Origin of the sequence: Pseudomonas sp. SWRI99 (assembly GCF_014270125.1) — a bacterium.
Classification (GTDB): domain Bacteria; phylum Pseudomonadota; class Gammaproteobacteria; order Pseudomonadales; family Pseudomonadaceae; genus Aquipseudomonas; species Aquipseudomonas hamedanensis.
The window spans coordinates 137,159-163,639 of record NZ_JABWQR010000008.1 but is presented as its reverse complement, the minus strand read 5'-3'; the positions used below and the strand labels follow the sequence as shown (position 1 = coordinate 163,639).

Annotated in this window: 22 protein-coding genes and 1 pseudogene; 9 read left to right on the top strand and 14 right to left on the bottom strand. The window is 61.7% G+C overall.

Features of this window, described 5'->3' with window-relative positions; all coding sequences use genetic code 11:
- Positions 1 to 5 precede the first annotated feature (5 nt).
- From HU743_RS09160 to HU743_RS09135, 6 genes are read right to left on the bottom strand one after another with little or no spacing between them, the layout of a single operon-like run.
- Positions 6 to 1,337, bottom strand: a complete 1,332-nt coding sequence (locus HU743_RS09160; RefSeq protein WP_186648195.1) for a DUF58 domain-containing protein — start codon at positions 1,335 to 1,337, stop codon at positions 6 to 8.
- Positions 1,334 to 2,335 (bottom strand): MoxR family ATPase, encoded by a 1,002-nt coding sequence (locus HU743_RS09155; protein WP_186621532.1) that lies wholly within the window; start codon positions 2,333 to 2,335, stop codon positions 1,334 to 1,336. Before HU743_RS09155 ends, HU743_RS09160 begins: the two co-directional genes overlap by 4 nt.
- On the bottom strand, positions 2,332 to 3,495 hold the full coding sequence (locus HU743_RS09150) for a DUF4350 domain-containing protein (protein ID WP_186648194.1): 1,164 nt from the start codon (positions 3,493 to 3,495) through the stop codon (positions 2,332 to 2,334). Before HU743_RS09150 ends, HU743_RS09155 begins: the two co-directional genes overlap by 4 nt.
- Positions 3,492 to 5,048 (bottom strand): DUF4129 domain-containing protein, encoded by a 1,557-nt coding sequence (locus HU743_RS09145; RefSeq protein WP_186648193.1) that lies wholly within the window; start codon positions 5,046 to 5,048, stop codon positions 3,492 to 3,494. Before HU743_RS09145 ends, HU743_RS09150 begins: the two co-directional genes overlap by 4 nt.
- Positions 5,035 to 6,012: a stage II sporulation protein M gene (locus tag HU743_RS09140; protein ID WP_186648192.1), complete on the bottom strand. Its 978-nt coding sequence runs from the start codon at positions 6,010 to 6,012 to the stop codon at positions 5,035 to 5,037. The genes HU743_RS09145 and HU743_RS09140 overlap by 14 nt, the downstream gene beginning before the upstream one ends.
- Entirely contained in the window at positions 6,009 to 6,722 is a 714-nt protein-coding gene (locus HU743_RS09135; RefSeq protein WP_186648191.1) for an RDD family protein, read from the bottom strand. Before HU743_RS09135 ends, HU743_RS09140 begins: the two co-directional genes overlap by 4 nt.
- A gap of 285 nt (positions 6,723 to 7,007) precedes the next feature.
- Here HU743_RS09135 and sbcB point away from each other — a divergent pair, with 285 nt between their 5' ends.
- On the top strand, positions 7,008 to 8,438 hold the full coding sequence (gene sbcB, locus HU743_RS09130; protein WP_186648190.1) for an exodeoxyribonuclease I: 1,431 nt from the start codon (positions 7,008 to 7,010) through the stop codon (positions 8,436 to 8,438).
- A gap of 97 nt (positions 8,439 to 8,535) precedes the next feature.
- Here sbcB and mvaT read toward each other — a convergent pair whose 3' ends face one another.
- Positions 8,536 to 8,913, bottom strand: a complete 378-nt coding sequence (gene mvaT / locus HU743_RS09125; protein ID WP_186550510.1) for a histone-like nucleoid-structuring protein MvaT — start codon at positions 8,911 to 8,913, stop codon at positions 8,536 to 8,538.
- Between the two features lie 336 nt (positions 8,914 to 9,249).
- Between mvaT and purU the strand changes: the two genes are divergently transcribed.
- Complete coding sequence (purU, locus tag HU743_RS09120; RefSeq protein ID WP_186550512.1) at positions 9,250 to 10,098, top strand: formyltetrahydrofolate deformylase; 849 nt, start codon at positions 9,250 to 9,252, stop codon at positions 10,096 to 10,098.
- A gap of 82 nt (positions 10,099 to 10,180) precedes the next feature.
- Positions 10,181 to 10,357, top strand: coding sequence for a hypothetical protein (locus tag HU743_RS09115; protein ID WP_186550514.1), 177 nt, complete (start codon positions 10,181 to 10,183; stop codon positions 10,355 to 10,357).
- Here HU743_RS09115 and HU743_RS09110 read toward each other — a convergent pair.
- The 4 genes from HU743_RS09110 to HU743_RS09095 all read right to left on the bottom strand — a co-directional run bounded on the left by HU743_RS09110 (position 10,341) and on the right by HU743_RS09095 (position 15,338).
- Entirely contained in the window at positions 10,341 to 11,339 is a 999-nt protein-coding gene (locus HU743_RS09110; protein WP_186648189.1) for a lysylphosphatidylglycerol synthase transmembrane domain-containing protein, read from the bottom strand. The two genes, HU743_RS09115 and HU743_RS09110, sit on opposite strands and share 17 nt — an antisense overlap.
- A complete protein-coding gene (locus HU743_RS09105; protein WP_186648188.1) occupies positions 11,336 to 12,115 on the bottom strand; it encodes a DUF2334 domain-containing protein in 780 nt (259 codons plus the stop codon). Before HU743_RS09105 ends, HU743_RS09110 begins: the two co-directional genes overlap by 4 nt.
- Entirely contained in the window at positions 12,108 to 13,199 is a 1,092-nt protein-coding gene (locus HU743_RS09100; protein ID WP_186648215.1) for a glycosyltransferase family 1 protein, read from the bottom strand. The genes HU743_RS09105 and HU743_RS09100 overlap by 8 nt, the downstream gene beginning before the upstream one ends.
- Before the next feature lie 249 nt (positions 13,200 to 13,448).
- Complete coding sequence (locus HU743_RS09095) at positions 13,449 to 15,338, bottom strand: methyl-accepting chemotaxis protein (protein WP_186621539.1); 1,890 nt, start codon at positions 15,336 to 15,338, stop codon at positions 13,449 to 13,451.
- 186 nt (positions 15,339 to 15,524) lie between these two features.
- Here HU743_RS09095 and HU743_RS09090 point away from each other — a divergent pair, with 186 nt between their 5' ends.
- The gene (locus HU743_RS09090) at positions 15,525 to 17,003 is read left to right on the top strand and encodes a helicase HerA-like domain-containing protein (protein WP_186648186.1); all 1,479 of its coding nucleotides are present in this window, start codon (positions 15,525 to 15,527) and stop codon (positions 17,001 to 17,003) included.
- Positions 17,000 to 17,119: pseudogene (locus HU743_RS27145) on the top strand (metal ABC transporter ATP-binding protein); the annotation flags it as partial. The gene HU743_RS09090 and the pseudogene HU743_RS27145, both read left to right, overlap by 4 nt.
- A 26-nt stretch (positions 17,120 to 17,145) precedes the next feature.
- Here the strand turns inward: HU743_RS27145 and HU743_RS09085 are convergent.
- Positions 17,146 to 17,601 carry a DciA family protein gene (locus HU743_RS09085; protein WP_186550524.1) on the bottom strand — a complete coding sequence of 152 codons (456 nt, stop codon included), beginning with the start codon at positions 17,599 to 17,601 and terminating at the stop codon, positions 17,146 to 17,148.
- Between the two features lie 307 nt (positions 17,602 to 17,908).
- On the opposite strand from HU743_RS09085, the gene secA reads away from it, so the two are divergent.
- The 4 genes from secA (at position 17,909) to HU743_RS09065 (ending at position 23,718) form a co-directional block, all read left to right on the top strand.
- Positions 17,909 to 20,644, top strand: a complete 2,736-nt coding sequence (gene secA / locus HU743_RS09080; protein WP_186648184.1) for a preprotein translocase subunit SecA — start codon at positions 17,909 to 17,911, stop codon at positions 20,642 to 20,644.
- A 120-nt stretch (positions 20,645 to 20,764) separates the two neighbouring features.
- Positions 20,765 to 21,982 carry a bifunctional glutamate N-acetyltransferase/amino-acid acetyltransferase ArgJ gene (argJ, locus tag HU743_RS09075; protein ID WP_186648181.1) on the top strand — a complete coding sequence of 406 codons (1,218 nt, stop codon included), beginning with the start codon at positions 20,765 to 20,767 and terminating at the stop codon, positions 21,980 to 21,982.
- A 159-nt stretch (positions 21,983 to 22,141) separates the two neighbouring features.
- Entirely contained in the window at positions 22,142 to 22,774 is a 633-nt protein-coding gene (locus HU743_RS09070) for a glutathione S-transferase family protein (RefSeq protein WP_186648180.1), read from the top strand.
- Positions 22,771 to 23,718: a Nudix family hydrolase gene (locus HU743_RS09065; protein ID WP_186648178.1), complete on the top strand. Its 948-nt coding sequence runs from the start codon at positions 22,771 to 22,773 to the stop codon at positions 23,716 to 23,718. Before HU743_RS09070 ends, HU743_RS09065 begins: the two co-directional genes overlap by 4 nt.
- 112 nt (positions 23,719 to 23,830) lie before the next feature.
- On the opposite strand, the gene HU743_RS09060 is transcribed toward HU743_RS09065, so the two are convergent.
- Both HU743_RS09060 and HU743_RS09055 read right to left on the bottom strand, forming a co-directional pair.
- On the bottom strand, positions 23,831 to 24,415 hold the full coding sequence (locus tag HU743_RS09060) for a cob(I)yrinic acid a,c-diamide adenosyltransferase (RefSeq protein WP_186648176.1): 585 nt from the start codon (positions 24,413 to 24,415) through the stop codon (positions 23,831 to 23,833).
- A gap of 3 nt (positions 24,416 to 24,418) precedes the next feature.
- Positions 24,419 to 26,455 carry an ATP-binding protein gene (locus HU743_RS09055; RefSeq protein ID WP_186648175.1) on the bottom strand — a complete coding sequence of 679 codons (2,037 nt, stop codon included), beginning with the start codon at positions 26,453 to 26,455 and terminating at the stop codon, positions 24,419 to 24,421.
- Positions 26,456 to 26,481: the final 26 nt, after the last annotated feature.

Here is a 26,481-nt window from a genome sequence, read left to right as displayed (position 1 = left end):
AACCCTCAAATGGCAGCGCTCCTTTTCCAGCCGAGGTATTGCGTTACCAGTTCGGCGCCCAGCTCGGCGGGCCGTACATCCACCACCTGAACTCCATGAGCGCTCAACCGCTCATGGAGTTCTGCGCGCTCATTCAAATAGCTTGCGGTGCCACAGTAGGCCAGCGCTTCGGGCAGGGTTTGCACCGGTGCATGGCGTAGCGTATCGAGTGCTGCTTCGCGCAGACTCGCGACTAGCACACGATGTCGGGTACTCAGGCGCTGCACCGCGTTCAGCAGTCCGTCATCGTCTTCCTCGCGCAGGTTGGTGATCAACACCACGAGTGCACGGCGTGTCTGACGAGTCAGCAACTGGTTGGCCGCCGCCTGATAGTCGGCGGCGCGCTGGCTGCTGTCGAGGTCGTAAACACTGTTGAGCAAGACATTGAGCTGCCCTCTGCCCTTGACCGGCGCGACATGGCGCGGTGGATCGCTGGCAAAGGTACTCAGGCCCACGGCATCGCCCTGGCGCAGCGCCACATAACCGAGCAGCAGACAGGCATTGAGCGCGTGATCGAAGTGCGACAGCTCATCGTCCTGGCTGCGCATGCGGCGGCCGCAGTCGAGCATGAAGATAATCTGTTGGTCGCGCTCGTCCTCGTACTCACGGGCGATCGGCGTGCGCTGGCGGGCGGTGGCTTTCCAGTCGATCTGGCGCAGGCTGTCGCCTTCGCGAAACTCGCGCAATTGATGGAATTCCACACCCAGTCCACGGCGTTGCCGCTGGCGTACGCCCAGCTGGCTCAGCCAGTTGTCAACGGCCAGCAGCTCACCGCCGTAAAGTCGGGCGAAATCGGGGTAGACGCGAGTCTGGTCGATTACGCTGAGCAGGCGCTTGCCCGACCACAAACCCAACGGGCTTGGCAGGTTCACTTCACAGCGCTCGAAGCAGAAGTGACCGCGCTTGAGCGGGCGCACACGGTAGCTGATCCGGCTGGATTGCCCGGCCTGCAACTCGACGTTCAACGGCAGGTTTTCGAAACTCAGACCGTCCGGGACATGGTCGAAAAGCTGCAGATGCAGTGACGCGGCGAAGTCGTGTTCAACCTGTAGTTGTACCTCGCCCCAGCGACCCAGTGCGAGGCTGCCGGGCATCTGCCGTTTGACGCGGGGCGAGGGCCGCCGTTTGAGCCGCAACGCGTCGAGCAGCGCCAATGCCAGCAGGGCCAGCAGCAAGCCCCAGTTGATTGAAACCAGGCTGGGCGGGATCTCGGCACCCAGGGCCAGCAACGTGCCGAGCACGAGACTGATGAGCAGCAGCAAGGCGAGCCAGATCAGCAGCAGGCGCGAGGGTTTCACAGGCGCGGCGCCGGCACTTGGTCGAGCAATTGCGCGAGCACTTGATCGACCTGCAGGCCTTCGATGTCGAGTTCCGGTGCGAGGCGCACGCGATGGCGCAGTACCGCCAATGCACAGCCCTTGACGTCATCCGGAATCACGAATTCGCCACCGCGCAGCAACGCCCGGGCGCGGGCACACCGCACCAGCGCAATCGAGGCCCGTGGTCCGGCGCCGAGCGTCAGTCCCGGCCAGGTGCGCGTGCTGCGTGCCAGTCGTACGGCGTAGTCGAGCACCTGATCATCCAGCGGCAAGTCACTGGCGATGCGCTGCAAGGCTTGCACGTCCTTGGCCTGCAACACCGTGCGCAGGGGTTGCACATCGAGCATGTCGGCGCGGGTCGAACGACAGACCTGGCGCACCATGTTCAACTCCTGATCCGCGTCGGGGTAGTCCATGCGCACCTTGAGCATGAAACGGTCAAGCTCGGCTTCCGGCAGGGGATAGGTGCCTTCCTGTTCGATCGGGTTTTGCGTGGCGAGCACCATGAACGGTTGCGCGATCGGTAACGCCCGGCCTTCGAGGGTGACCTGACGCTCCTGCATCGCTTCGAGCAGCGCTGCCTGGGTTTTCGCCGGGGCGCGGTTGATCTCGTCGGCCAGCAACAGGTGGGTGAACACCGGGCCCTTGCGCAGCTTGAACTGCTCGGTCTGCAGGTCGTACACGGCGTGACCGGTGACGTCGCTGGGCATCAGATCCGGAGTGAATTGAATCCGCGCGAACTCGCCGCCGAAGCAGCGCGCCAAGGCCCGCACCAGCAGGGTCTTGCCCAGTCCCGGCACACCTTCGAGCAGCACATGGCCGCCAGCGATCAGCGCCGTCAACACGTCGTCGATCACGGCGCTCTGGCCGATCAGCGCTTTGTGCAACTCGCTGCGCACTGCCTGCGCCAGTTGACTGGCGCGCTGACGTTGCTGGGCCGCATGACTGGCGCTGCCGGGCTCGATGTGTTCACTCATAGCGTGTTCCTCAAGGTTTGCAGGTTGGCCACCTGACGGCAGAACTCGGCGCTGGACAGACGCAGGTTCCGGACCGGGCTCAGGGCCTGACTGATAGCGCGGGTGGGCTGGCGCGTGAGGCGCGATAGCGCCAGCCATTGTTCGGCAACGTTCAACTGATCGAAACCCGGGTGGCGGCGTCGGGCGCGACGCAGCACGTCCTGTTGCAAGGCCTGCAACAGCGCGCGCTGGCCATTGTGGCGCAGCAGGAAGTCGGCGCTGGCGCGCAGGTGTTCTTGCAACTGCCGTCGACCCGCAGGCGCAGGCATTTGCACGGGGCCGTGACGCACGCTGGCCTGCCACAACCACAGGCCGAGCAAGGCGAGCAGCGCAACCATCGCCTGTGCAAAATAGCGCCAGAGCAACGTCCACAAGCCATCGTGCGTCGTACTGAAAATTAGCGTGACGTCGGTGTCGGCGCTCAGATACCACAGTAGCCAGGCGTTGTCGTATTTGCCGATGTGCGGGTTTTTCCACAGCTCGGCATCGGTGACTACGGTGATGGTGCCGAGGCCGTAAGCCAGTTGCATCATGTGCGTGGCCTTGGCGCTGTTGGCCCACGCCTGAGCAAGATTGTGCGGATCGTCGAGATGAAAATCCGTGTCGAACCCGGCGTAGGCTGGCGCGTCTTCGTCTTCCAGATACAGCTTGGTCAGCGCCGGGTAGCGATCTTTTTGCAGATCCTCTGCTGGGGCCTTGAGGTCCTTGCTCAGTGACTGCTGCACTTGCACCCGATCGAGCAGCAGATCGTTGCTTTGCTGGCTGCGCGCGTCCCACAACGATTCGGCAACAAACACCAGACGCCCGCCGGCACGGGTCCAGTTAAGTACCTGATCGACCTCACGCGGCGTCATCCGCGCACGCTCGCCAAATAACAGCAAGGTGTGGCCGTGGGGATCGGTCTGCGGCAAGACCGCCAGCGTTTCGGCGTGGCTGACCGCGAGGCCGCGTCCGCGCAGGAACAGTTCGGCCGCCAGGTAAGGGTTGGCTTGTGCGGCGGGCGAGGGGCCGTGATCGATGACTTGCTGATACGGCCGGGCCTTGAGGTACAGCAGCAGGCTCAGGCCGCCTAGCAGCAAAACCGCCAGCGCGCCCAGCCACCACGCGGTGCGCCGGTTCAATGCGCACGACCTTTGGCGAACAATGCACGCCAGCCGTTGCACAGTTCCGCTTGCAGGTGCGCCGGCGGAATCCGGTGCCCGTAGGCCATGTTCTGCCAGTGGCCGGTCAGGCTTTTGCTGTAGGCGAGCAGGTCCGGTCGCTGCAAGTGTTCGATGCGCTCCAGTATCTGCTGCTCGGTGTCGGCGGGTTTGAGCGTCAGATCGAAGTCATGCAGCAAATGGCTCAGCAGCCCGCGGTAGAGCAGACCCAGCGCGGTGCGCGGCTCGCTCAGCCACAATTGCTCGGCGCTGGCGGCGATGTCGGCGGGCAGGGTTTCGCGGCCCAGATTCAGGCCGAAGACCTGTGGCGGCGCTGGTCGTTGGCTGCGCTTCGGCAGGTTCGGGCGACGGCTGACGAAGGCCTGGAGAAAGTCGCGATAGCGCCACAGCAGCCAGCCCAGCCCGGCAAGCAGCGTGGCCCAGAGCAGCACTTCGATGATCTTGGTGAAAGCGTTGAGGTGTTGGCCGTCGAGCCAGTCCAGCAGGGTCTTGAGCCACTGCGGTGCGTCTCCCGCTTGGGCGTCCCTGGCCGGGCTCGCCGGGTCGTCGCCAAAGCGGTAGCGGGTGACGGTTTCCTGGTTCTTGAACGGCGGTTGTTGCAGCAACGACTCGATGCTGTCACGCGAGGCCTGACTGCTCAGCGGCTGATTCAACAGGCGCGGCGCATCCGGCGCGTCAGCGGCGCTGTCCGGCTCGGCAGCCCACGCTGGCTGCACGTTTGGCAGCAGCAGACAGGCCGCCAGCAACAAACCGAGTACGCCGTTGTTCAGACGCTGGCGCAAACGCCGGAACACCAGTTCGATGTCCCAGGCTTCCAGTTGCGTGCGACGGTTCAGGTAGAGGCTGAACCCACAGGCGACATAGATCGGTCCCCACAGCACCAGGATCAGTGCATAAAAAGCATTGGTCAGGTGTTCCAGCCAGTGCCAGTCCTGATCGACCGCGAACAGCAGCGACTGCCAGTCCCAGTCGGTTTCGATCTGCTGGGGCAACAGCATGTAGAACAGCAGCATCAGGCCGATCCACAGTGCAGTTTCCAGTTGCATGCCGATGATCGTCAGCCATTGCGCCGCGCCGCCGTTGCGTTGCAGCAGCACCTGCACCCGTTGCTGTCTGGCTTCGCCGTCAAGGCCTTCGAGTTGCAGCACCGGCAACACAAAGCTGCGACTCAGACTCAGGCGCCGCCATGTCAGGCTGGCCAGCAGTTGCGGCCGGAGCAAGCGTGGCCACTCGCGCAAGGCTTGTTTGAGTGTCGGCGTTTCGCCGAACAGCGCTTTGGAGAGGATGTACAGCGGCAGGCGCTCATAGGCCGGCTTCAGCCACCAGAAAATAAACACCGCCAGCGACGGCGAATCCCACAGCAACAGACTGAGCAGGGCAAACAGCGGCAGGGTGATGATCGCCCAACTGGTCATCAGCAGACGGCGATGCTGCTGGCTCATCAGCACACCCAGGTCCATGGCTTCCCAGGTCGTGCGCGGGCGGATCACTACGCTGGCGTCACTCAGGCGCATGGAGGGTCCTTCCGGCGAACGACAAGTAAACCGCCACGGCCAGCCAGAGCGCGCCGCCGAGCGCATATTTGGTCAGCGGTGTGACACTGGTTTTCGACGACCAATAGGCCTCGACAAACGCGGCGATCAACAGAAACAGCATGGCCCCGCACACCAGCGCGACGCTTGCACGCGCGGCCAGCCGCAGTGCCTCGCCGCGGGGCAGGCGTCCCGGGGCAATCAGCGCCCAGCCCAGCTTCAGACCGGCCGCCCCGGCCAGCGCAATGGCCGGCAATTCAAACGCTCCGTGACCGATCACGAACGACCAGAACGTCTGGCCGAAACCGATCTCGCTGAGGTGCCCGGCCACGGCGCCGATGATCATGCCGTTGTAGAGCAGATAAAAGCCACTGCCCACGCCCATCAACAAACCGCTGGCGAAGGTCTGGAAGGCAATGCCGATGTTGTGCATCACGTAGTAGCCGAACATCACCCAATTCTCACTCGCGGCGCGCTCGGCCGAGCGTCCGAGGTGACCGGCGACGGGATCGTACATGCCTTGCATTTCGCGCACCTGCTCGGCCGGGATCAGGTTGTAGATCAGTTCGGGAAACAGATACACCAGCACAGCGAAACCGCCCAGGCTGCCAAAGAACAGCAGGCTCGCGGCCAGTATCAAGCGCCACTCCTGACGCACGCGTCGCGGGAAGTCGGCGAGGATGAACCCCAGCAGATTGGCGCCCAGATGGCTGCGATGGCGGTAAAGCTGTTGGTGGCCGCGCAGTACTTGTTGTTGCAGCGAGTCGATCAGAAAACTGCTGTAGCCGCGTTCCTGAGCCAGGGCCAGGTGCTGGCACACGTGCCGATAAGCCTTGGGGAAATCGGCCACCTGCGCGGTGTCCTTGCCGCGTTCAAGGCGTTCGAGCGCCAGGGCGAAGCGCTCCCATTCAGCCTTGTGGCGGGTTTCGAACAGGCTTTGCTTCATGTCGGCCCCAACAAACCGCGAGCGATGCCGTTGAGTTCGGCCACGGCTTTGGGCGCGGAAATATGCAGGGGCTGGGCCAGTAAGGCCGCCAGTTCGCTGACTCGCGCCGGTGACAGTTCGGTCTGACGTTCGGCGAAACCGAGCAGGGCGCGTTGTTCGGCGAGCGTGAGGGACACCGGAGAGCGTCGCGGTTCGGCGTAAGGCAATGGCGGGCGGGCCAGCGGGCGTTCGCTGTAGACCACCAGGGTGCCGGCGGCCAGGTCGCCCAGGCGTTTGAAAGTCGGGTGTTGCAGGCAACTGATCGCGCCGAGGAAATAGCCGAACGGCAGCAGGTCGACGAACCGCAGCAGGTTACGCAACAACGAGGCCGACCAGCCGACCGGCGTGCCGTCATCGTGCACCACCCGCAGGCCCATCCATTGTTTGCCCGGCGAGCGGCCCTGACGCAGCACTTCGAACAGCACCATGTACCACCAACTGATGGCAAACAGCAGCAGCGAACCGAGGCCCATGCCCAGCTTGCCGAGAAACGCCAGGACGATAAACAACACCCCGGCGATCACTCCGCGGATACCCAGATCGATCGCAAAGGCAATGCTGCGCACCATCAGCCCGGCCGGCCGCAACGGCAGATCGATACCCTCCGGCGTTTCGACCTGATGGCGCGTATCCAGCGGTGCTGTCCTTGGCGGTGCTGTGGGTTCGAGCATGGGCTACCTGATGTTCGCCTGTTCGGGATGCAAGTGAACCCGATGCTAGCAGCCTCTCGGGGGGAAACGACATAACTATGTTGTGGGAGCGAGCCTGCTAGCGAATTCGGTCGAACAGTTGGTGTAAATGTAACTGACAGAAAGCTTCGCGAGCAGGCTCGCTCCCACAAGGGAAATGCATTTACCTGTAGGAATCTGGAGAAATTGCTGTTCGAGGTCTGCAAGACTGGCCCTTGCATCCCTGTAAAGCCTAGACTTCGCCGATCTCAAGTTCAGGATCCGCCCGTGACTTCCATCTTCTGGTACGACTACGAAACCACTGGCATCAATCCTCGTAATGATCGTCCGTTGCAAGTGGCTGGCATTCGCACCGACCACGCGCTCAACGAAATCGACGCGCCGGTCAATCTCTATTGCCAGCCCAGCGAGGACATCCTGCCGCACCCTGCCGCGTGCGCCATCACCGGGATCACCCCTGGCCAGCTCGCCGAGCACGGTTTGAGCGAAGCCGATTTCATGACTCGCGTGCATGCGCAACTCTCAGCGCCGGGCACCTGTGGCGCGGGTTACAACACCTTGCGTTTCGACGACGAGATGACCCGCTACAGCCTCTATCGAAATTTCTTCGACCCCTACGCCCGCGAGTGGCAGGGCGGCAACAGTCGCTGGGACCTGATCGATGTCGTGCGCGCGGCCTATGCGTTGCGCCCCGACGGACTGGTCTGGCCAACAGATGACGAAGGCCGCGTGACGCTCAAACTCGAACGTCTGACCGCCGCCAACCATATCGATCACGGGCATGCCCACGAGGCGTTGTCGGACGTGCGTGCAACGATCGCGCTGGCACGGCTGATCCGCGATAAACAACCGCGACTGTATGAGTGGCTGTTCCAGTTGCGCAGCAAGCAAAAGGTCATGGACCAGATTCGCCTGTTGCAACCGATGGTGCACATTTCCGGGCGCTTCTCGGCCGCACGCAGTTACGTCGGCGTGGTGCTGCCGCTCGCCTGGCACCCGAAGAACCGCAATGCGCTGATCGTCTGCGACCTGCACCTGGACCCGCAGGGGCTGCTGGACGATGACGCGCAAACCTTGCGTCAACGCTTGTATACCCGTCGCGAGGCATTGGCCGAGGGCGAATTGCCGGTGCCGCTCAAGCTGATTCACATCAACCGCTGTCCGATCGTCGCTCCGTTGTCGGTATTGCGCGCGCAAGACCAGCAACGCCTTGGGCTGGACATGGCGCTTTATCAGGAACGGGCGGTGCGGCTAACTGACGCACAACAAGTCTGGAGGGATAAAGTTGCAGCCATTTATGCCAGTGAAGATTTCATCCCGAGCGAAGACCCTGAGCAACAGTTGTACGACGGATTTATCGGTGACCGCGACCGGCGTCTATGTGAGCAAGTGCGAATGGCGGATCCGGCGCAATTAGCGCAAGAGCAGTGGCCTTTCGATGATGAACGTTTGCCCGAATTACTCTTTCGATATCGAGCGCGCAACTTTGCGCAGACGTTGAGTTCGGCGGAGCAAGAACGTTGGGAAATATTCTGTCGGCAACGTTTGTCGGACCCGCAAGCGGGCGCGCCAAATACCTTGAAAGCATTTATCGAGGCAGCCGAGCAATGGGCGCTTAGTGCGACACCGATGCAGAGAGAGGTGCTCAATGAATGGCAGAATTATGTCCAGGCATTACGCAAACGTTTGAATCTTTGAAATCGAACAGAGGTCCGGGCGATCGCCAGGCATAAAAAAACGCCAGCGAATGCTGGCGTTCCTTTTAGCGCAGACGGGGCTGCGCAGACGTTGCGGCTTAGCCCAGCAGGGTAGCCCAGCCTTCAACCACATCACCGCCCCACTTGGCTTTCCACTCTTTCAGAGTCTTGTGGTTGCCACCTTTGGTTTCGATGACTTCGCCGTTGTGCGGGTTTTTGTATTGTTTAACTTTGCGCGCGCGCTTGGTGCCGGTAGTTTTTACTGCGCCGCCACGAACGTTTTTGGTTTTTGCTTCCGGGTCCAGCAGCGCGATGATGTCACGCAGGGACTTGGAGTATTCGCCCATCAGGGTGCGCAGTTTGCCTTCGAATTCCAGCTCGGCTTGCAGTTTGTCGTCTTGCGACAGGTTCTTCAAACGGGCTTGCAGCTCTTTGATGGCTTCTTCGGTGGCACGGTATTCGTTGATCAAGGACATGATTACTACCTTTTGTAGAATGCTGAACGGCAGGGATACAGTGCCGCAATAATAGTCAGGCTGTTTCATCAAGTAAACATTTGTCCGAAGGTTTTATTTAATTTAGTTACGAGAATTAGCGCTGAATTGATTATTCAGTTAAATAATGTGATCCAGTCATCAGCCTATTCACAGTTATGCGATCAGTCGCTGCCTCATGCGCCATTGGCTTGACGATGAAGGGCGTCAAAAAGTCGTTTAGCCCCAGCGCTGCTCATCCCGCGGTCATCGATACTGCAGTTTTCCTGCGCAGTCGCTAGAATGGCGGCCTTTGCGAAGTTCTGGAGTTCCCCCCTCATGCGCACTTTTCGGCTGGTGATATCTTGCCCGGACCGCGTTGGCATCGTTGCCAAAGTCAGTAATTTTCTGGCAGCCCACAATGGCTGGATCACCGAAGCGAGCCACCACTCGGATAATCAGGTCGGCTGGTTTTTCATGCGTCACGAAATTCGTGCCGATTCGTTGCCGTTCGGTATCGAAGTCTTGCGCGAGAAGTTCGCGCCGATCGCTGAAGAGTTCTCGATGGACTGGCGCATCACCGACACCGAGCAGAAAAAGCGTGTGGTGTTGATGGCCAGCCGCGAATCCCACTGCCTGGCCGACCTGTTGCACCGCTGGCACAGCGACGAACTGGACTGCGAAATCTCCTGCGTGATCTCCAACCATGACGACCTGCGCAGCATGGTCGAATGGCATGGCATTCCTTATTACCACGTGCCGGTCAATCCGCAGGACAAGCAGCCGGCCTTTGCCGAGGTGTCGCGTCTGGTCAAACAGCACGACGCCGAAGTGGTGGTACTGGCGCGCTACATGCAGATCCTGCCGCCGGAACTGTGCCGTGAATACGCGCACAAGGTTATTAACATCCACCACAGCTTCCTGCCCTCGTTCGTCGGCGCCAAGCCTTATCACCAGGCGTCCCTGCGCGGCGTGAAACTGATTGGCGCGACCTGCCACTACGTCACCGAAGAGCTGGACGCCGGCCCGATCATCGAGCAGGACGTGGTCCGGGTCAGCCACAGCGACAGCATTGAAGACATGGTGCGTTTCGGCCGTGACGTCGAGAAGATGGTGCTGGCCCGCGGCCTGCGTTATCACCTTGAAGACCGCGTGCTGGTACACGGCAACAAGACCGTGGTGTTCTGATCCGACACGATGTGCTTGAAATACGAAGGGCCTGGGCGTTGAATCGCTCAGGCCCTTTGTTATTTCTGTGCGAGAAAAACCCATGAGCGATCCACGCGACAAAGCCACGTCGAAAGCACCCGCCACCCTCGGCGAAGGTTGCCTCAGTCGCTACGATCCGGACGACATGAGCCCCGAGGACGGCACCGAGTTTCCCGGCGCCGCCGAGTTGTGGGAGCAGCTTCAGCAAGAGCCGGACGAACCTAAGAAGCCTGCCTGACTTTCAGCAACTTCTTCAGCAGCGGCTTGCCCAGCATCAACACGAACACAGGCCCACCGACCAGCAGATAAAAGTAATAGGTCACCACCCGCCAGATCAGGATGGCCGCCGCTGCGGTGGATTTACCCACCATCGGCGCGAGCAGCGCGGCCGAGGTCAATTCCGCCGCGCCCGCGCCGCCTGGCAGCAGGCTGAACTGGCCCGCGCCCAGCGAAAGCATCTGCACCAGAAAGCTCCAGGCCCATTGCAACTCCGCGCCCAGCCCGCGCAAGGCCAGGTACAGCACGCTGTAACGCAGCAGCCAATGCACACAGGCTAGGGCGAAGACCTTGACCAGTGTCTGCCAAGGCAATTTCAACGTATCGGTGAACGCTGCGAGAAAGTGCAGCAGCTTGCGTGCCCAGCGGCGTCGGGTGCGGGCCGCAACATTCAGTTGCGCCAATACGCGTCCGCTCAGGCGAATCAATGCGCGGTGGTAGCGTGCAATCAATACGCAACTGAACAATCCGCCGAACAGCGAAACGGCGCTGACCATCAGCAGCCACTCCAGGCGATCGCTCAAGTGCTGGAACAACGCATAAATCAAGATCCCGCTGAGGGCGCAAAGGAAGAACAGCAAGTCGCTGAGCTGATCCATCGCAAACACCGCGCTGCCCCGTGCCGGACGTACGCCGCAACGAGCCAGCAGGGCCATGATCGTCAACGGCCCGCCGCTGCCGCCGGGTGTGGCGCAGTAGGCAAACTCGGCGGCCATGACCACGCCGAGACTTTTGAGCGGCGGTACTCGCTCACGCTGATCGCCGAGCAACAGGCGCAAGCGCAAGGTGTTGATCCCCCAGCACAGCAGGATCATGCCAAACATGATCAACAGCCAGCTCAGCGGAAACCGTTGCAGGCGCGCCCAGGTTTCGCCGCCGCCGAGCACCACCGGAATCAGCACCGCCGCCAGCAGGCCGAGCAGCAACAACAGGCTGCGCTTCATGCGGCACGTTCCGATCGATTGCGCTGTTGTTGCGCGAGCCAGTCGATTTTGGTCATCGGCACGCGTCCTTCCGCCAGCAGGCGTTGCAGCGTGCGTAGCCAGTAGTCGCGGGAAAAACGGTGACGCATATCGACCGGATGCAGGCCCAGGCGAATCACCGGTGCCTGGCGCCAGCGCTGTTCACGCTGGTCGCTGACGATTTTCGACACGCCGCGCCGCCAGGCACTGCGCGCGCTCCAGACCAGGCCCGGCGCGGTGATCGCGGTGAAGTCCGGCAAACGGTAGAGGTGGCGGGGATCGCTGGTATAGCGCAGCGGCGTTTCGCGCAGGGCCCGGCGGGTGCCGTCGCTCATCAGCCAGGCCGGGGCGACGAAACCGTGCAGCGGCCAGTCGTAGCGCTGGAATAGCTCAATGCCGGCTTGCAGGCGGGCGCGGGCGGCCTCTTGTGACAAACGGTAAAACTCGCCTTCGTGGGTATAGATCCTGCGCATGAACCAGTCGCGCGGGGTGGTCGGCGCGGGCTCGCCGTCGTCATGGTAGTAGCCGTGCAAGGCCAGTTCGTCACCACGGGCGACGCGCGCGTCGAGCAAGCGCCGAAACTGCGGGTGTCCGGCGAGGGCATCGCGGCGATGGAAGTCCGGCACCACCAGCCAGGTCATCGGCACGTTATCCAAGGCGTCGACGGCCTCGACGAAAGGCCGGTAATCGGCCCAGGTCGAGGGGGCGACATCGTGCAAAACCAGCAGCACCGCAGGGCGGCTCATCGATTCAAGCATTGGCCACCCGCGGCAGTGTATGGCCGAGCACGGCGTGATAATGGCTGAGCAGGCTGTCGACCACGGTGTCCCAGGCGTAATGCCGTTCGACATGCCGGCGCGCTTGTTTGCCGAGTGTTGCATTGCCGCGACTGAACAGCTCGCGCACGGCATTGGCCATCGATTGCGGGTTGTTCGGCGCACACAGCAGGCCGCAGGCATCGTTGACGATCTCTTCGAACGCCCCGGCCGCCACCGCCACCACAGGAATCCCGCAGGCCATGGCTTCGAGGATGACCAGTCCGAAGGTTTCCTGATCGCCGGCATGCAGCAATGCGTCGGCACTGGCAATCAGTCGCGCGACCTGGGGCGCCGGGCGGAACTCATCGATCACGCTGACGTTGTCCGGCACCACGGCCGGCATCGATGAGCCGACCAGCAGCAAGTGATAACGCGGACCGAGGCGTTGCATGCACTTGAGCAACACCGGGAGGTTTTTCTCCTTGGAACCGCGCCCGGCAAAAATCAGCAGACGGGTGTCTTCGGCAATGCCCAGTTCGGCGCGCAGGCCCGGATCGCGGGCATCCGGGTTGAAGGTCTGCAGATCGACACCCAGGGGCTGTACATAAACATTGCGCACCCCGAGCCCGGTGAGCTTGTCGGCCATGACCTGGCTGGGCGCGAGGACCCGGTCGAAGTTGCCGTAGAGCCGGGTCACGTAGGCCTCGACATTCGGCGTAACCCAATGCCCCATGCGGTTGCCGACCAGTAGCGGCAGGTCGGAGTGGTAAAAACCGATTACCGGCACGTCCAGCTGACGCCGGGCGTCCAGTGCCGCCCAGGCCGTCAGATAGGGATCGCCGACTTCGATCAGGTCCGGCTGCAAATCCTGCAGCACGTTGCGCCACGGCGCCAGGCGCAGGGGAAAGCGATAGCCTTTGCCGAAAGGCAGCGCGGGGGCGGGAACCGTGTAGATGCCGTCGTGTTCACCCAGGCGCGCGCCGGGGATCAGCAAGCTGTGGCGAATTCCGTGTCGGTCGCCGAGGCGACGGTGTTTGGCGTCCAGATAAGTGCGTACGCCGCCGCTGGCCGGGGCGTAGAACATGGTGATGTCGGCGATATGCACGGTGAGCAACCCTCCGCTGTGTTGTTCTCCCTTGGTTGACCGTTATCCAGAATAGATGTTCGGTCGGGATTGCGCGGTGGGGTGTCAGTCGGGTTTTTGTGTTGTTTGAAGGGCCGTCTTCGCGAGCAGGCTCGCTCCCACAGAGATCTTTGGTGTTCACACAATTTGTGTTGCAACACAAGACACTGTGGGAGCGAGCCTGCTCGCGAAGAGGCCGGTAGGTGCGCCTCAGATTTTGAAGCTACCGACCAACTGCTTCAACCGCGAAGCCTGCTGCTCCAGATCCGAACACGCGCGCAACGTCGCCTGCAGGTTTTCTACGCCTTCCTGGTTCAGGGTGTTGATCTCGGTGATATCCACGTTGATCGATTCGACCACCGCCGTCTGCTCCTCGGTCGCGGTGGCCACCGACTGGTTCATCCCGTCGATCTCGCCAATACGCTGGGTCACGCTGTTCAAGCGTTCGCCTGCCAGGTTGGCGATCTCGACGCTGTCCTGGCTGTGACGCTGACTGTCGCTCATGGTGCTGACCGATTCACGGGCGCCGACTTGCAGCTCCTCGATCATCGTCTGCACCTGCTGCGCCGACTCCTGGGTGCGATGCGCCAGGTTGCGCACTTCATCGGCCACCACGGCAAAACCGCGACCGGCCTCACCGGCGCGCGCCGCTTCAATCGCCGCGTTGAGGGCGAGCAGGTTGGTCTGCTGGGAAATGCTGGTGATCACTTCAAGGATCTGGCCGATGTTCACGGTTTTGCTGTTCAGCGATTCGATGTTGCTGCTCGACGCGCTGAGCATGCTCGACAGTTGATTCATCGCCTTGATGCTGCGCTCGACGACTTGCTGGCCGTCTTCAGCCAGACCGCGGGCATCGCTGGCCTGATTCGACGCTTGCGCGGCGTTGCGGGCGATTTCCTGGGCGGCGGCGCCGAGCTGATTGATCGCGGCGGCGACGCTGCTGGTGCGCGAGGCTTGCTGATCGGAGTTGTACATCGACGAGTTCGACGCCGCGACCACGCGCAGGGCGACTTCGTTGACCTGCCCGGTGGCCGACGATACTTCACGGATCGATCCGTGAATGCGCTCGACAAAGCGGTTGAACGCGGTGCCGAGGATGCCGAATTCGTCCTGATTCTGGATGGTCAGGCGCTTGGTCAGGTCGCCTTCGCCGTCGGCGATGTCTTCCATGGCGCGGGTCATCACGTGCAGCGGCTGGATCAGCAGGCGGATCAGCATGCCGAGCAAGGCAATGATGATCGCCACGGCAATAAGGGTCGCGATCACCGCCGAGGTGCGGAATTCGCTGAGCATCGAGAAGGCCTGGTCTTTATCGATCGACAGGCCGATGTACCAATTCACCGACGGCAGGCCTTTGATCGGCGCGAAGGTGACGATGCGGGTCTTGCCATCGACGCTGACTTCACTGAAGTCGCTGCTGATGCGTGGGGTGTCCTGCGGATAAGCCTCTTTGAGCGACTTCATGACCAGGGCTTTGTCCGGGTGCACGAGGATTTTGCCGTCGGCGCTGACCAGAAACACATAACCCATGCCATCGAAATCCCGCGCGGCCAGGGTGTCGACCAGCGATTGCAGGCTCAGGTCGCCGCCCACCACGCCGACGCTCTGGCCGGCTTTTTTCGAGGCAGTGGCAATCGAGATGATCAACTGGCCGGTGGCAGCGTCGATGTACGGTTCGGTCAGGGTCGAGGTGCTGCTGCTCTCGGCCCCTTTATACCAGGGGCGCACGCGTGGATCGAAACCGTCCGGCATCTTCACGTCCGGGCGGATGGTGAAGTGCCCGGTGGCGTCGCCCAGGTAAGTGGCCATGAACGTCGAGGTCAGGCTTTTCTGCTCCAACAGGCTGGCGACGGTGGCGGGTTCGGGATTGATGGCGATGTTTTGGGCGGCGTTCTCGATCAGCAGAATGCGGCCGCTGAGCCAGGTCTGGATATTGCCGGCCGTGACCTCGCCCATTTCGTTGAGGTAGTTATTGAGGTCATCGCGGATCGCGTTGCGCTGCAACCAGTCGTTGTACAGCGTGAACGAGGCGAAAGCGGCGATGACGATGAGAGCGGCGGCAAGCAAAATCTTATGGCTGAAGCGCAGGTTTTTGTTCATAGCTTGGGGTTCCGCTAAGGTCTTAATGTCCTGGGCGTGCTTTTATAAAGGCGCGCAATATGGGCAAGGTTGAAAAACTGATATTTCCGGCTCTCCTTAGGGAAATGTCCGACCCGAATTTCAGACGGGTCTGTCCAATTTATTTATCGGCCATGTGTCATCAAAGATTAACCATTGGGTGAGAAAATGCCTGACTCCTCGCAACTCATTATCGGCGCTGATCCGGCCGCGCAACCGATCGCTCAGGCCATGCGCCTGGCGAATCGCCACGGACTGGTCGCCGGCGCGACCGGCACCGGTAAAACCGTCACGCTGCAGCGTCTGGCCGAAGCGTTCAGCGACGCCGGTGTCGCGGTGTTCGCCGCTGACATCAAGGGTGATCTGTGCGGCCTCGGTGCCGCTGGCAACCCGCAAGGCAAGGTCGCCGAGCGCATTGCCGGCATGCCATGGCTCAACCACACGCCTCAGGCTTATCCCGTCACGCTGTGGGACATCCACGGTGAGTCCGGTCATCCGTTGCGTACCACGCTGAGTGAAATGGGGCCGTTGCTGATCGGCAGCCTGCTGGAACTGACCGACAGCCAGCAGTCGGCGCTGTATGCGGCGTTCAAAGTCGCCGATCGCGAAGGGTTGTTGCTGCTCGATCTGAAAGACCTGAAAGCGCTGCTCAATCACCTCAAGGACAACCCGCAATTATTGGGCGAAGACGCGGCGCTGATGACCACCGGCTCCAGTCAGGCGCTGTTGCGTCGTCTGGCGACCCTGGAGCAGCAAGGGGCTGAAGCCCTGTTCGGCGAACCGGCGCTGCAACTTGAAGACATTCTGCAACCGACGGCCGACGGCCGTGGACGCATTCATTTGCTCGATGCGCGGCGTCTGGTGCACGAGGCGCCGAAGGTCTACGCGACTTTTCTGCTGTGGCTGCTGGCCGAGCTGTTCGAACAATTGCCGGAGCGCGGCGATGCTGACAAACCGTTGCTGGCGCTGTTCTTCGACGAGGCGCACTTGCTTTTCGGCGACACGCCCAAAGCCCTGCAGGAACGCCTCGAGCAAGTGGTGCGATTGATCCGCTCCAAAGGCGTGGGTGTGTATTTCGTCACTCAATCGCCGGCGGACCTGCCGGATGATGTGCTCGCGCAACTCGGTTTGCGCGTCCAGCACGGTTTGCGCGCATTCACCGCCAAGGAGCAGAAGTCCCTGCGCGCGGTAGCGGAGGGCTTCCGGCCCAATCCGGCCTTTGACAGCCTGTCGGTATTGACCGAACTGGGCATCGGCGAGGCGCTGGTCGGCACCTTGACCGAGAAGGGCACGCCGGAAATCGTCCAGCGCGTACTGGTCGCGCCGCCGCAATCGCGCATCGGCCCGCTGACCGAAACCGAGCGCACGGTGCTGATCGCCGGGTCGCCGTTCAAGGGGCGGTATGACAAGCCGATCGATCGCGAGTCCGCTTATGAAATTCTGATGGGCCGCAAAGGGCTGGCGCCGGAGGCCGAAGCACCTGCCGCTGAGCAAGAGCCGAGTCTGGCCGACAGGGCTGGAGAGTTCCTCGGCACAGCGGCGGGACAGGCGCTGAAATCGGCGATGCGCCAGGCGGCGAATAACCTGGGCAAGCAACTGGTGCGTGGCTTGATGGGCTCCCTGCTCGGCGGCAGCAAACGCCGCTGATCTCAGGACAATCGGAGGTCAAAACTGTGGGAGCGAGCTTGCTCGCGAAGGGGGCGTGTCAGATAACCCATTCGTTGAATGACACAGCGCATTCGCGAGCAAGCTCGCTCCCACAGGGGATGGGGGGATGTTTGGCTAGATGTCAGGTCTTGGCCTTGGCATGCGCCGCCAGGCGCTCCAGCGCCGCGCGCAGGCCCGGATCACTGATTCCGTCCGCCGTCGCCTGAATGGTCGCCGCCGCATCCGTCGACAGGTCCATCGTATGCCCGGCGGCACCGTGCTGGACAGTCGGCGGCTGCACCTTGAACAGAATCCGCGTCAGGCTGGCGAACTCGTCGAACATCTGCAGTTGCCGTTGCAGCCGTTTTTGCTGATAGCGCAGGCGAGTGGCCCAATGACCATCGGTGACAATCAGCAGCAGACTGCCTTCGCGCCACGAAGCTACGTGGCAATGTTCGCGCGCGGCCGGTTGCAACTGGCTTTCGAGCAGGCGCTGCAAATGCCCCAGACGTTGGGCATGGCCGAGGATGGCTTTGAGCGGCTTGGCTTCGCGTAGCAGAACGGCGGGTGCTCTGGCCGTGAGAGGGCGAAATGCCATGATCGAACACCTGAAGTAACAGAGGCGCCATGGTAGCAGAAAGCGACGGAACCACTCGCCCATTGCTTTTGTCCCTGCTTTGCTCATTAAATCAATGACTAACTTCTTGCCCGAACGGCTTGAAGTTGAGCAAAACGCCCCTATTTTATGTGAGCCCCGTCAAAGCGCAGTGCCAGCATCGTGGAACATCGCCACTTTCCTCACCACCGTTTCCGGGTAGAATGCTCGTTCGCATGCGGCCATGAGGGCTGCACGGGCGACTCACGGGGCCGCCCTCCATCCCTTTAGTGTGGAAGATCCTGCCGATATGTTTGCGCCTTTGTTAAAGAAACTTTTTGGAAGCAAGAACGAGCGTGAAGTCAAACGCATGCTCAAGACGGTGCAGCTCGTCAATGCCTTCGAAGAGCAAATGGTGGCCCTTTCGGACGATCAATTGCGCGCCAAGACCGCAGAGTTCAAGGCCCGTATCGCCAAAGGGGAAACCCTCGACAAGCTGTTGCCGGAAGCCTTCGCCGTTGCCCGCGAGGCCGGCAAGCGCGTCATGGGCATGCGCCACTTCGACGTGCAACTCGTCGGCGGCATGACCCTGCACGAAGGCAAGATTGCCGAAATGCGCACCGGTGAGGGCAAGACCCTCGTGGCTACCCTGGCTGTTTACCTCAACGCATTGTCCGGCAAGGGCGTGCACGTTGTGACCGTGAACGACTACCTGGCCCGCCGTGACGCCAACTGGATGCGCCCGCTTTATGAGTTCCTCGGCCTGACCGTCGGCGTCGTGACGCCGTTCCAGCCGCCGGAAGAGAAACGCGCCGCCTACGCCGCCGACATCACCTACGGCACCAACAACGAATTCGGTTTCGACTACCTGCGCGACAACATGGCGTTCAGCATGGATGAAAAATTCCAGCGTGAACTCAATTTTGCCGTGATCGACGAAGTTGACTCCATCCTCATCGACGAAGCGCGTACCCCGCTGATCATCTCCGGTCAGGCCGAGGACAGTTCCAAGCTGTACATGGAGATCAACAAACTGATCCCGCAGCTGGAACTGCACGTCGAAGAAGTCGAAGGCGAAGTCACCAAGGCCGGCCATTACACCGTTGACGAGAAAACCCGTCAGGTCGAGCTCAACGAAGCCGGTCACCAGTTCATCGAAGACATGCTCACCCGCGTCGGCCTGCTGGCCGAAGGCGAGAGCCTGTACTCGGCACACAACCTGGGCCTGTTGACCCACGTCTATGCCGGTCTGCGTGCGCACAAACTGTTCAACCGCAACATCGAATACATTGTGCAGGACGGTCAGGTCGTACTGGTCGACGAACACACCGGTCGTACCATGCCGGGCCGTCGCCTCTCCGAGGGCCTGCACCAGGCCATCGAAGCCAAGGAAGGCCTGAACATCCAGGCCGAGAGCCAGACCCTGGCCTCGACCACCTTCCAGAACTACTTCCGTCTGTACACCAAGCTGTCCGGCATGACCGGTACCGCCGACACCGAAGCGTTCGAATTCCACCAGATCTACGGTCTGGAAGTCATGGTCATTCCGCCGAACAAGCCGTTGGCGCGTAAAGACTACAACGACTTGGTCTTCCTCACGGCCGAAGAGAAATACGCGGCGATCGTCGCCGACATCAAGGAAAGCATGGCGGCCGGGCGTCCGGTGCTGGTCGGTACAGCGACCATCGAGACGTCCGAGCACATGTCGGCACTGCTTGTGAAAGAAGGCATCGAACACAAGGTTCTGAACGCCAAGTTCCACGAAAAGGAAGCCGAGATCATCGCCCAGGCCGGTCGTCCGGGGGCACTGACCATCGCGACCAACATGGCCGGTCGTGGTACTGACATCCTGTTGGGCGGCAACTGGGAAGTGGAAGTCGCTTCGCTGGAAAACCCGACGCCTGAGCAGATCGCCCAGATCAAGGCCGACTGGCAGAAGCGTCACCAGCAAGTGCTGGAAGCCGGTGGCTTGCAGGTGATCGCGTCCGAGCGTCATGAATCGCGCCGTATCGACAATCAGCTGCGTGGCCGTGCCGGCCGTCAGGGTGACGCCGGTTCGAGCCGCTTTTACCTGTCGCTGGAAGACAGCCTGATGCGCATCTTCGCCTCCGACCGGGTGAAGAACTTCATGAAAGCGTTGGGCATGCAGCCGGGCGAAGCGATTGAACACCGCATGGTGACCAACGCGATCGAGAAGGCGCAGCGCAAGGTGGAAGGCCGCAACTTCGACATTCGCAAGCAACTGCTCGAGTTCGACGACGTCAACAACGAACAGCGTAAAGTGATCTATCACATGCGTAACACGTTGCTGGCCGCCGACAACATCGGTGAAACCATCGCCGATTTCCGTCAGGACGTGCTCAACGCCACCGTCAGCGCCCACATTCCACCGCAATCGCTGCCAGAGCAGTGGGACGTGGCCGGTCTGGAAGCGTCGATCGAAAGCGATTTCGGCGTGAAACTGCCGATCCAGCAATGGCTTGACGAAGACGATCACCTGTACGAAGAAACCCTGCGCGAGAAGCTCATGACCGAGCTGATGGCGGCGTACAACGAGAAAGAAGATCAGGCCGGTGCCGAGGCGCTGCGCTCGTTCGAGAAGCAGATCGTCCTGCGCGTGCTGGACGACCTGTGGAAAGACCACCTGTCGACCATGGACCACCTGCGTCACGGCATCCACCTGCGTGGCTACGCGCAGAAGAACCCGAAGCAGGAATACAAGCGCGAGTCGTTCACGCTGTTCTCCGAGCTGCTGGATTCGATCAAGCGCGACTCGATCCGTGTGCTGTCGCACGTTCAGGTGCGCCGTGAAGATCCGGAAGCCGAAGAGCAACGCCTGCGTCAGGAAGCCGAAGCACTGGCCGCGCGCATGCAGTTCGAACACGCCGAAGCGCCAGGGCTGGATCAGCCGGAAGCACTGGGTGAAGAGGTCGATGTGGCCCTCGCCGCTGCCCCGGTTCGTAACGAGCAGAAGCTGGGCCGCAATGAACTGTGCTTCTGCGGTTCGGGCAAGAAATACAAGCATTGCCACGGGCAGATTCAGTAAACCCGTTTCAATCGCTGAACACCCGCGCCGCGACCGGCTTCTGCCGTCGCGGCGTTTTGCCATTTACACCACCGTCCTTTCCCGTGGCGGTGCTGACATCATTGAGTAAGGAGCGCATTCATGGCTGTTGGTCTTGGTCCTTTGCCAACGTTGCACCCGGTTGCCGGTTTTGAACTCGGTATCGCCTCGGCCGGCATCAAGCGCCCCGGGCGCAAAGATGTCGTCGTAATGCGTTGTGCCGAAGGCTCGACCGTGGCGGGCGTGTTCACGTTGAACGCCTTTTGTGCCGCACCGGTGATTTTGGCGAAAAAGCGCGTGCAGAACGCCGTGCGCTACCTGCTGACCAATACCGGCAACGCCAATGCCGGCACCGGCGAGCCGGGCCTGGCCGCGGCCGAGCGCACTTGCGCGAAACTGGCCGAACTGACCGGCGTCGACGCCAGCCAGATCCTGCCGTACTCCACGGGTGTCATCGGCGAGCCGCTGCCGGTCGAGAAGATCGAAGGCGCGCTGCAAGCGGCGCTGGACGATCTGTCGGAAAACAACTGGGAAGCTGCCGCCACCGGCATCATGACTACCGACACCCTGCCCAAGGGTGCCAGTCGCCAGTTCCAGCATGATGGCGTGACCATCACCGTCACCGGCATCAGCAAAGGCGCGGGCATGATCCGCCCGAACATGGCGACCATGCTCGGCTACATCGCCACTGACGCCAAAGTCTCGCGCGATGTACTGCACAACCTGATGCTCGACGGCGCGAACAAGTCGTTCAACCGCATCACCATTGACGGCGATACCTCGACCAACGATTGCTGCATGTTGATCGCCACCGGCAAAGCCGCGCTGCCGGAAATCACCCGCGCTGAAGGCGAGCTGTTCGGCAAGCTGAAACAAGCGGTGTTCGAAGTGTGCATGGACGTGGCCCAAGCCATCGTGCGAGACGGCGAAGGTGCGACCAAGTTCGTCACCGTGCAAGTGAACGGCGGCGGCAATCATCAGGAATGCCTGGACGTCGGTTACACCGTGGCGCACTCGCCGCTGATCAAGACGGCGCTGTTCGCCTCCGACCCGAACTGGGGTCGTATTCTCGCCGCTGTTGGCCGTGCCGGTGTGCCGGATCTGGACGTGAGCAAGATCGACGTGTTCCTCGGCGAGGTGTGCATCGCCAGCCGTGGCGCCCGCGCCGCGACCTACACTGAAGCCCAGGGCTCGGCGGTGATGCAGCAGGAAGAAATCACCATCCGCATCGAACTGGGGCGCGGCGATTGCAGCGAAACCATCTGGACCACCGACCTGTCGCATGAATACGTGAAGATCAACGCTGAATACCGCACTTGATCTGATCCGGGACCGAGTCGCTCCATTCGCAAGCAGGCCCGCTCCCACAAGGTATTCTCGTCGCAGCTCGCTCCAATGTAGGAGCGAGCCTGCTCGCGAAAGCGGCGATCCGGACACAACACATTCAGAAGCATTCCTCTGACGAAAAGGCGCCACACCATGTCCCTGCACCTGATCATCGGCGACAAACTCCTTTCCTCTTGGTCCCTGCGCGCGGCTCTGGCGCTGGAGTTGACCGGCGCACCGTACACGGAAGAAGTGATCAAGCTCGGCAAGCCCGACACCCGCGAGCGCCTGCTCGAGCATTCGCCGACCGGCAAGGTGCCTTTGCTGAAAACCACTCGCGGCGTCATTGCCGACTCGCTGGCCATTGCTGAATACCTGGCCGAGCAGTTTCCGTCCGAGTCGCTCTGGCCGAGCGACATCTTCTCGCGCGCGCAAGCACGCTCGGCCTGCGCACAGATGCACAGCGGCTTCTTCGCCCTGCGCAACCATATGCCGTTCCATCTTGGCCATGACGCTGCGCTGAGCCCGATGCCGCCGGAAGTGAAGGGCGACATCGAGCGCATGCTCGCGCTGTGGGCCGAATGCCGTGGGGCGGCGACAGAGGAGGGGCCGTACCTGTTCGGCCGCTTGAGTCTGGCCGATGCCTTCTTCGCGCCGATCGCCGTACGCCTGCGCACCTATCAGGTGAAGCTGCCGACCATCGACGAAGCTTATGTCGAAACCCTTTACCAGTGGCCCGCGTTCAAGGCATGGCAAAAGGCAGGACTGGAGGAATTGAACCGGTGAAACGTGTCCACGTCGCCGCTGCCGTCATTCGTGACGACAGTGGCAAAATCCTCATCGCCCGCCGCGCCGACACCCAGCACCAGGGTGGTCTGTGGGAGTTCCCCGGTGGCAAGGTCGAGGCCGATGAATCGGTTGAGTCGGCACTGGCTCGCGAGCTGCACGAAGAGCTGGGGATCGTCGTCGGCGCAGCCCGCCCGCTGATCAAGGTTCGTCACGATTACCCGGACAAACAGGTCTTGCTGGATGTCTGGGAAGTCTCGTCGTTCAGCGGCGAACCCCACGGCGCGGAAGGCCAGCCACTCGCGTGGGTCACCGCGCGCGAGCTGGTCAACTATGAGTTTCCGGCGGCCAACCAGCCGATCGTTGCGGCAGCGCGTCTGCCTGCCGACTACCTGATTACTCCCGAGGATCTGGAAACGCCGGCCCTGCTGCGCGGCATCCAGAAGGCGATTGCCGGCGGAATCAAACTGATCCAGCTCCGGGCACCAAACGGCTACGATCCGAAATACCGCGATCTGGCGGTCGATGCGGTGGGTCTGTGTGCCGGCAAGGCGCAGTTGATGATCAAGGGGCCGTTCGAATGGCTCGGCGATTTCCCCTCGGCCGGCTGGCACATCACCGCTGCACAACTGCGTAAATACGCGGCGGCGGGGCGTCCATTGCCGGCCGAGCGCTGGCTGGCGGCGTCCTGCCATAACGCTGAAGAACTGGCGCTGGCCGAGCAAATGGGCGTGGATTTCGTCACCCTGTCGCCGGTGCAGCCGACCCTGACGCACCCGGATGCACAGCCACTGGGTTGGGAGCAGGCCGCGGTGTTGATCGACGGTTTCAGCAAACCGGTGTTTCTGCTCGGTGGAGTAGGGCCGGCGGAGCGGGAACAGGCCTGGAGCGTTGGGGCTCAGGGTGTGGCGGGGATTCGGGCGTTCTGGCCTGATCCTCTGTAAAAACTGATGGCCCTATCGCGAGCAGGCTCACTCCTACAGTGATCGCGTTCCTTCAGTTGGAATACGGTCGAATGTAGGAGTGAGCCTGCTCGCGATAGCCTATCTTTAAACGCTACGAATCTTGAGGCTTGGCCGCCGGCTGCCACAGAATCTCCGCCACCCCCTGCCGCCGCGCAATCACCCGCGCCGCGACAAACAGCAAATCCGACAGCCGATTGATATACGCCAGGCCAACCCCGGCCAGCGGTTCAATCGCATTCAAGTGCTGACAGCGTCGCTCGGCGCTTCTCGCCAGGCTGCGACACACATGGGCCTGGGCAATCAGCGTTGAACCGCCCGGCAAAATGAAATTCTCCAGCGGCCCCAGTTCTTCATTCCACCCATCGATCGCTGCTTCCAGCCGTTCGATTTCGGCCTCGGTCAGCGCCTGATACGCCGGCATCGCCAGCTCGCCGCCCAGATCGAACAACCGGTGCTGACACGGCGCCAACACTTCGATCACTTCATTGAGCCCGGGACACGCCTCACGTTCGCCGAGCAACCCGGCCAACAGTACGCCGACCTGACTGTTCAGCGTATCGACCTCGCCAATCGCCTCGATACGCGGGTGATCCTTGGGCACGCGGCGGCCATCGCCCAGGCCGGTTTCGCCTTTGTCGCCGGTGCGGGTGTAGATCTTCGACAAGCGAAAGCCCATGGGTTACCTCGGTAGTTGATTGGTTTCGGCGGTGACGGGCGTTGGCTGCGTCAGCGGCAGGCGCAGGGTGAAGCAGGTGCCCTGGCCGGGCGCTGACTGCACTTCCATCTGCCCTTTGTGGTTGTTGGTAATGATGAAGTACGACACCGACAAACCCAGCCCGGTGCCCTGGCCGATTTCCTTGGTGGTGAAGAACGGTTCGAAGGTGCGTTTGCGCACGTTTTCGCTCATGCCGATGCCGTTGTCTTCGACCTGAATCTCGGCCCACGGCGGATTGAGTCGGGTGCGCAGAATGATGCGCCCCGGCTCGCTGTCGTCTTCGCGTTGGTGAATGGCCTGGGCGGCGTTTTTCAGCAGGTTGAGCAACACTTGCTCCAGTTCGTTGGCGGTGCCGGGCACCGGGCCGAGGGCCGGGTCGAACTGGCGAATGATTGCCTGACCCTTGAAGTCGAAACCGATCGCCAGGTCGAAGTCATTGCCGGCGATCTCCACGGCTTGATCGATCAGCGCCGGCAGATCGCACGGGGCCATTTGCCGGGTGCTGCGGCGGCTGAAGCTGAGCATGTGTGTAACGATTTTCGCCGCCCGCGCCCCGGCCTGCTGAATGCCGTCGAGCAGTTGCGGGACTTCGCGGCCTTGCAGGTAACGATTGACGGCATCCAGTTCGATGCCCAGTTGCTCGGCGGTTTCAAGGTTCTTCGGCAGCTCCGTCGACAGCCGCCGACGAATGTTCTGCACGTTGTGCAGAATCGCGCCCAGCGGGTTGTTGATTTCGTGGGCCATGCCGGCGGCAAGACCGCCGACCGAGAGCATTTTTTCCGACTGCACCATCATTTCTTCCAGCGACAAGCGCTGGGTGATGTCATCGATACGGATGACCACCCCACGCCCGGCACCGCCCATCAACGGATAAAACGTCAGCGCGTAATGCCGCGGTTCGTCACCCTTGAGCCAGGTGACCCGCTCTACTTTCGCCACGGTGTGCTGCTCGACCGTTTCCTTGAGCTGCGGCAGAAACGGTTTCAGCGGTTCGAAGGCGAGGAAGATCGGCTGGTTCAGCGCTTCGTCCAGGCGCGTGCCGGAAAGCGCGCTGGCTTCCTGATTCCACTGGGTGACATAGAGCTGCTCGTCGAGGGCGATCAGCGCCGAAGGCATCGAGTCAATGATGCTGTTGAGGTAGTTCTGGAAACCGGTGAGTTTTTTCTCGATCTTGCTGCGCACCTGGACTTCCAGTTCCAGCTTGCGGTTGGTGTGCCGGGTTTCCTCGGCCAGGCCCTGAGCCTGATCGTAGGCGGCTTGCGAGTCGTCGCGGGCGCGCTTGAGCTGCTGCTCGCGGGCCTCGATGCGCGACAGCATGGTATTGAAGGCCTCGGCGAGGCTGCCGATTTCGTCGTGGTTGCCACGGGCGGCGCGCAGGGCGTAGTTCTCTTCTCGGGTGACCTGGCGTGACAGTTCTTCGAGCTGATGAATCGGCCGGGTGATCAGGCGTTTGATCTGCCGGGCAATCACCAGCCACAGCAACACACTGAAAATCAGAATGCCGAGGCTGGCCGTCAGGGTGCCGGTGTAGAAGGCCATCGGCAATTCGCTGCTCGCCACCAGCAGCAGGTGCCCAGGCTCGGTGCCGGGGCGGGGCAGGGTGATCAGTTGATTACTGCGAAACTCGGTTAGCTGCCAGCTTTCGACATGCCGGTAGTGCGCTGGCAGGCTGAGTTTTTCGCCATGCTGCACCTGCGCGAGGCGTTCGCCCTTGCCGTCATACAAGGCGGCAGCGCGCAGGGGCGAATAGCTGTCGAGTTCCTTGAGCAGTCGCTCGGCGTTGCGCGGCGATTGCAGGGCGTCGCTGACCAGGCTTGGATTGGCTATCAGCCGGCCGATGGTCTGCAAGGCCTGAGGCGCCATGCTTTCCTGGGAAATGTAATAGGCGGCGCTGATAAAAGTCAGGTTGGCGACCAGCAGAACGGTGGTCAACAGCACCAGCAGGGCAGCCAGCAATTTCTGGCCGACCGGCAGGTTTTCAAGGCGCTGGCGCAATGGCATCGGGTTTATCGCAACAAAGGAACAAG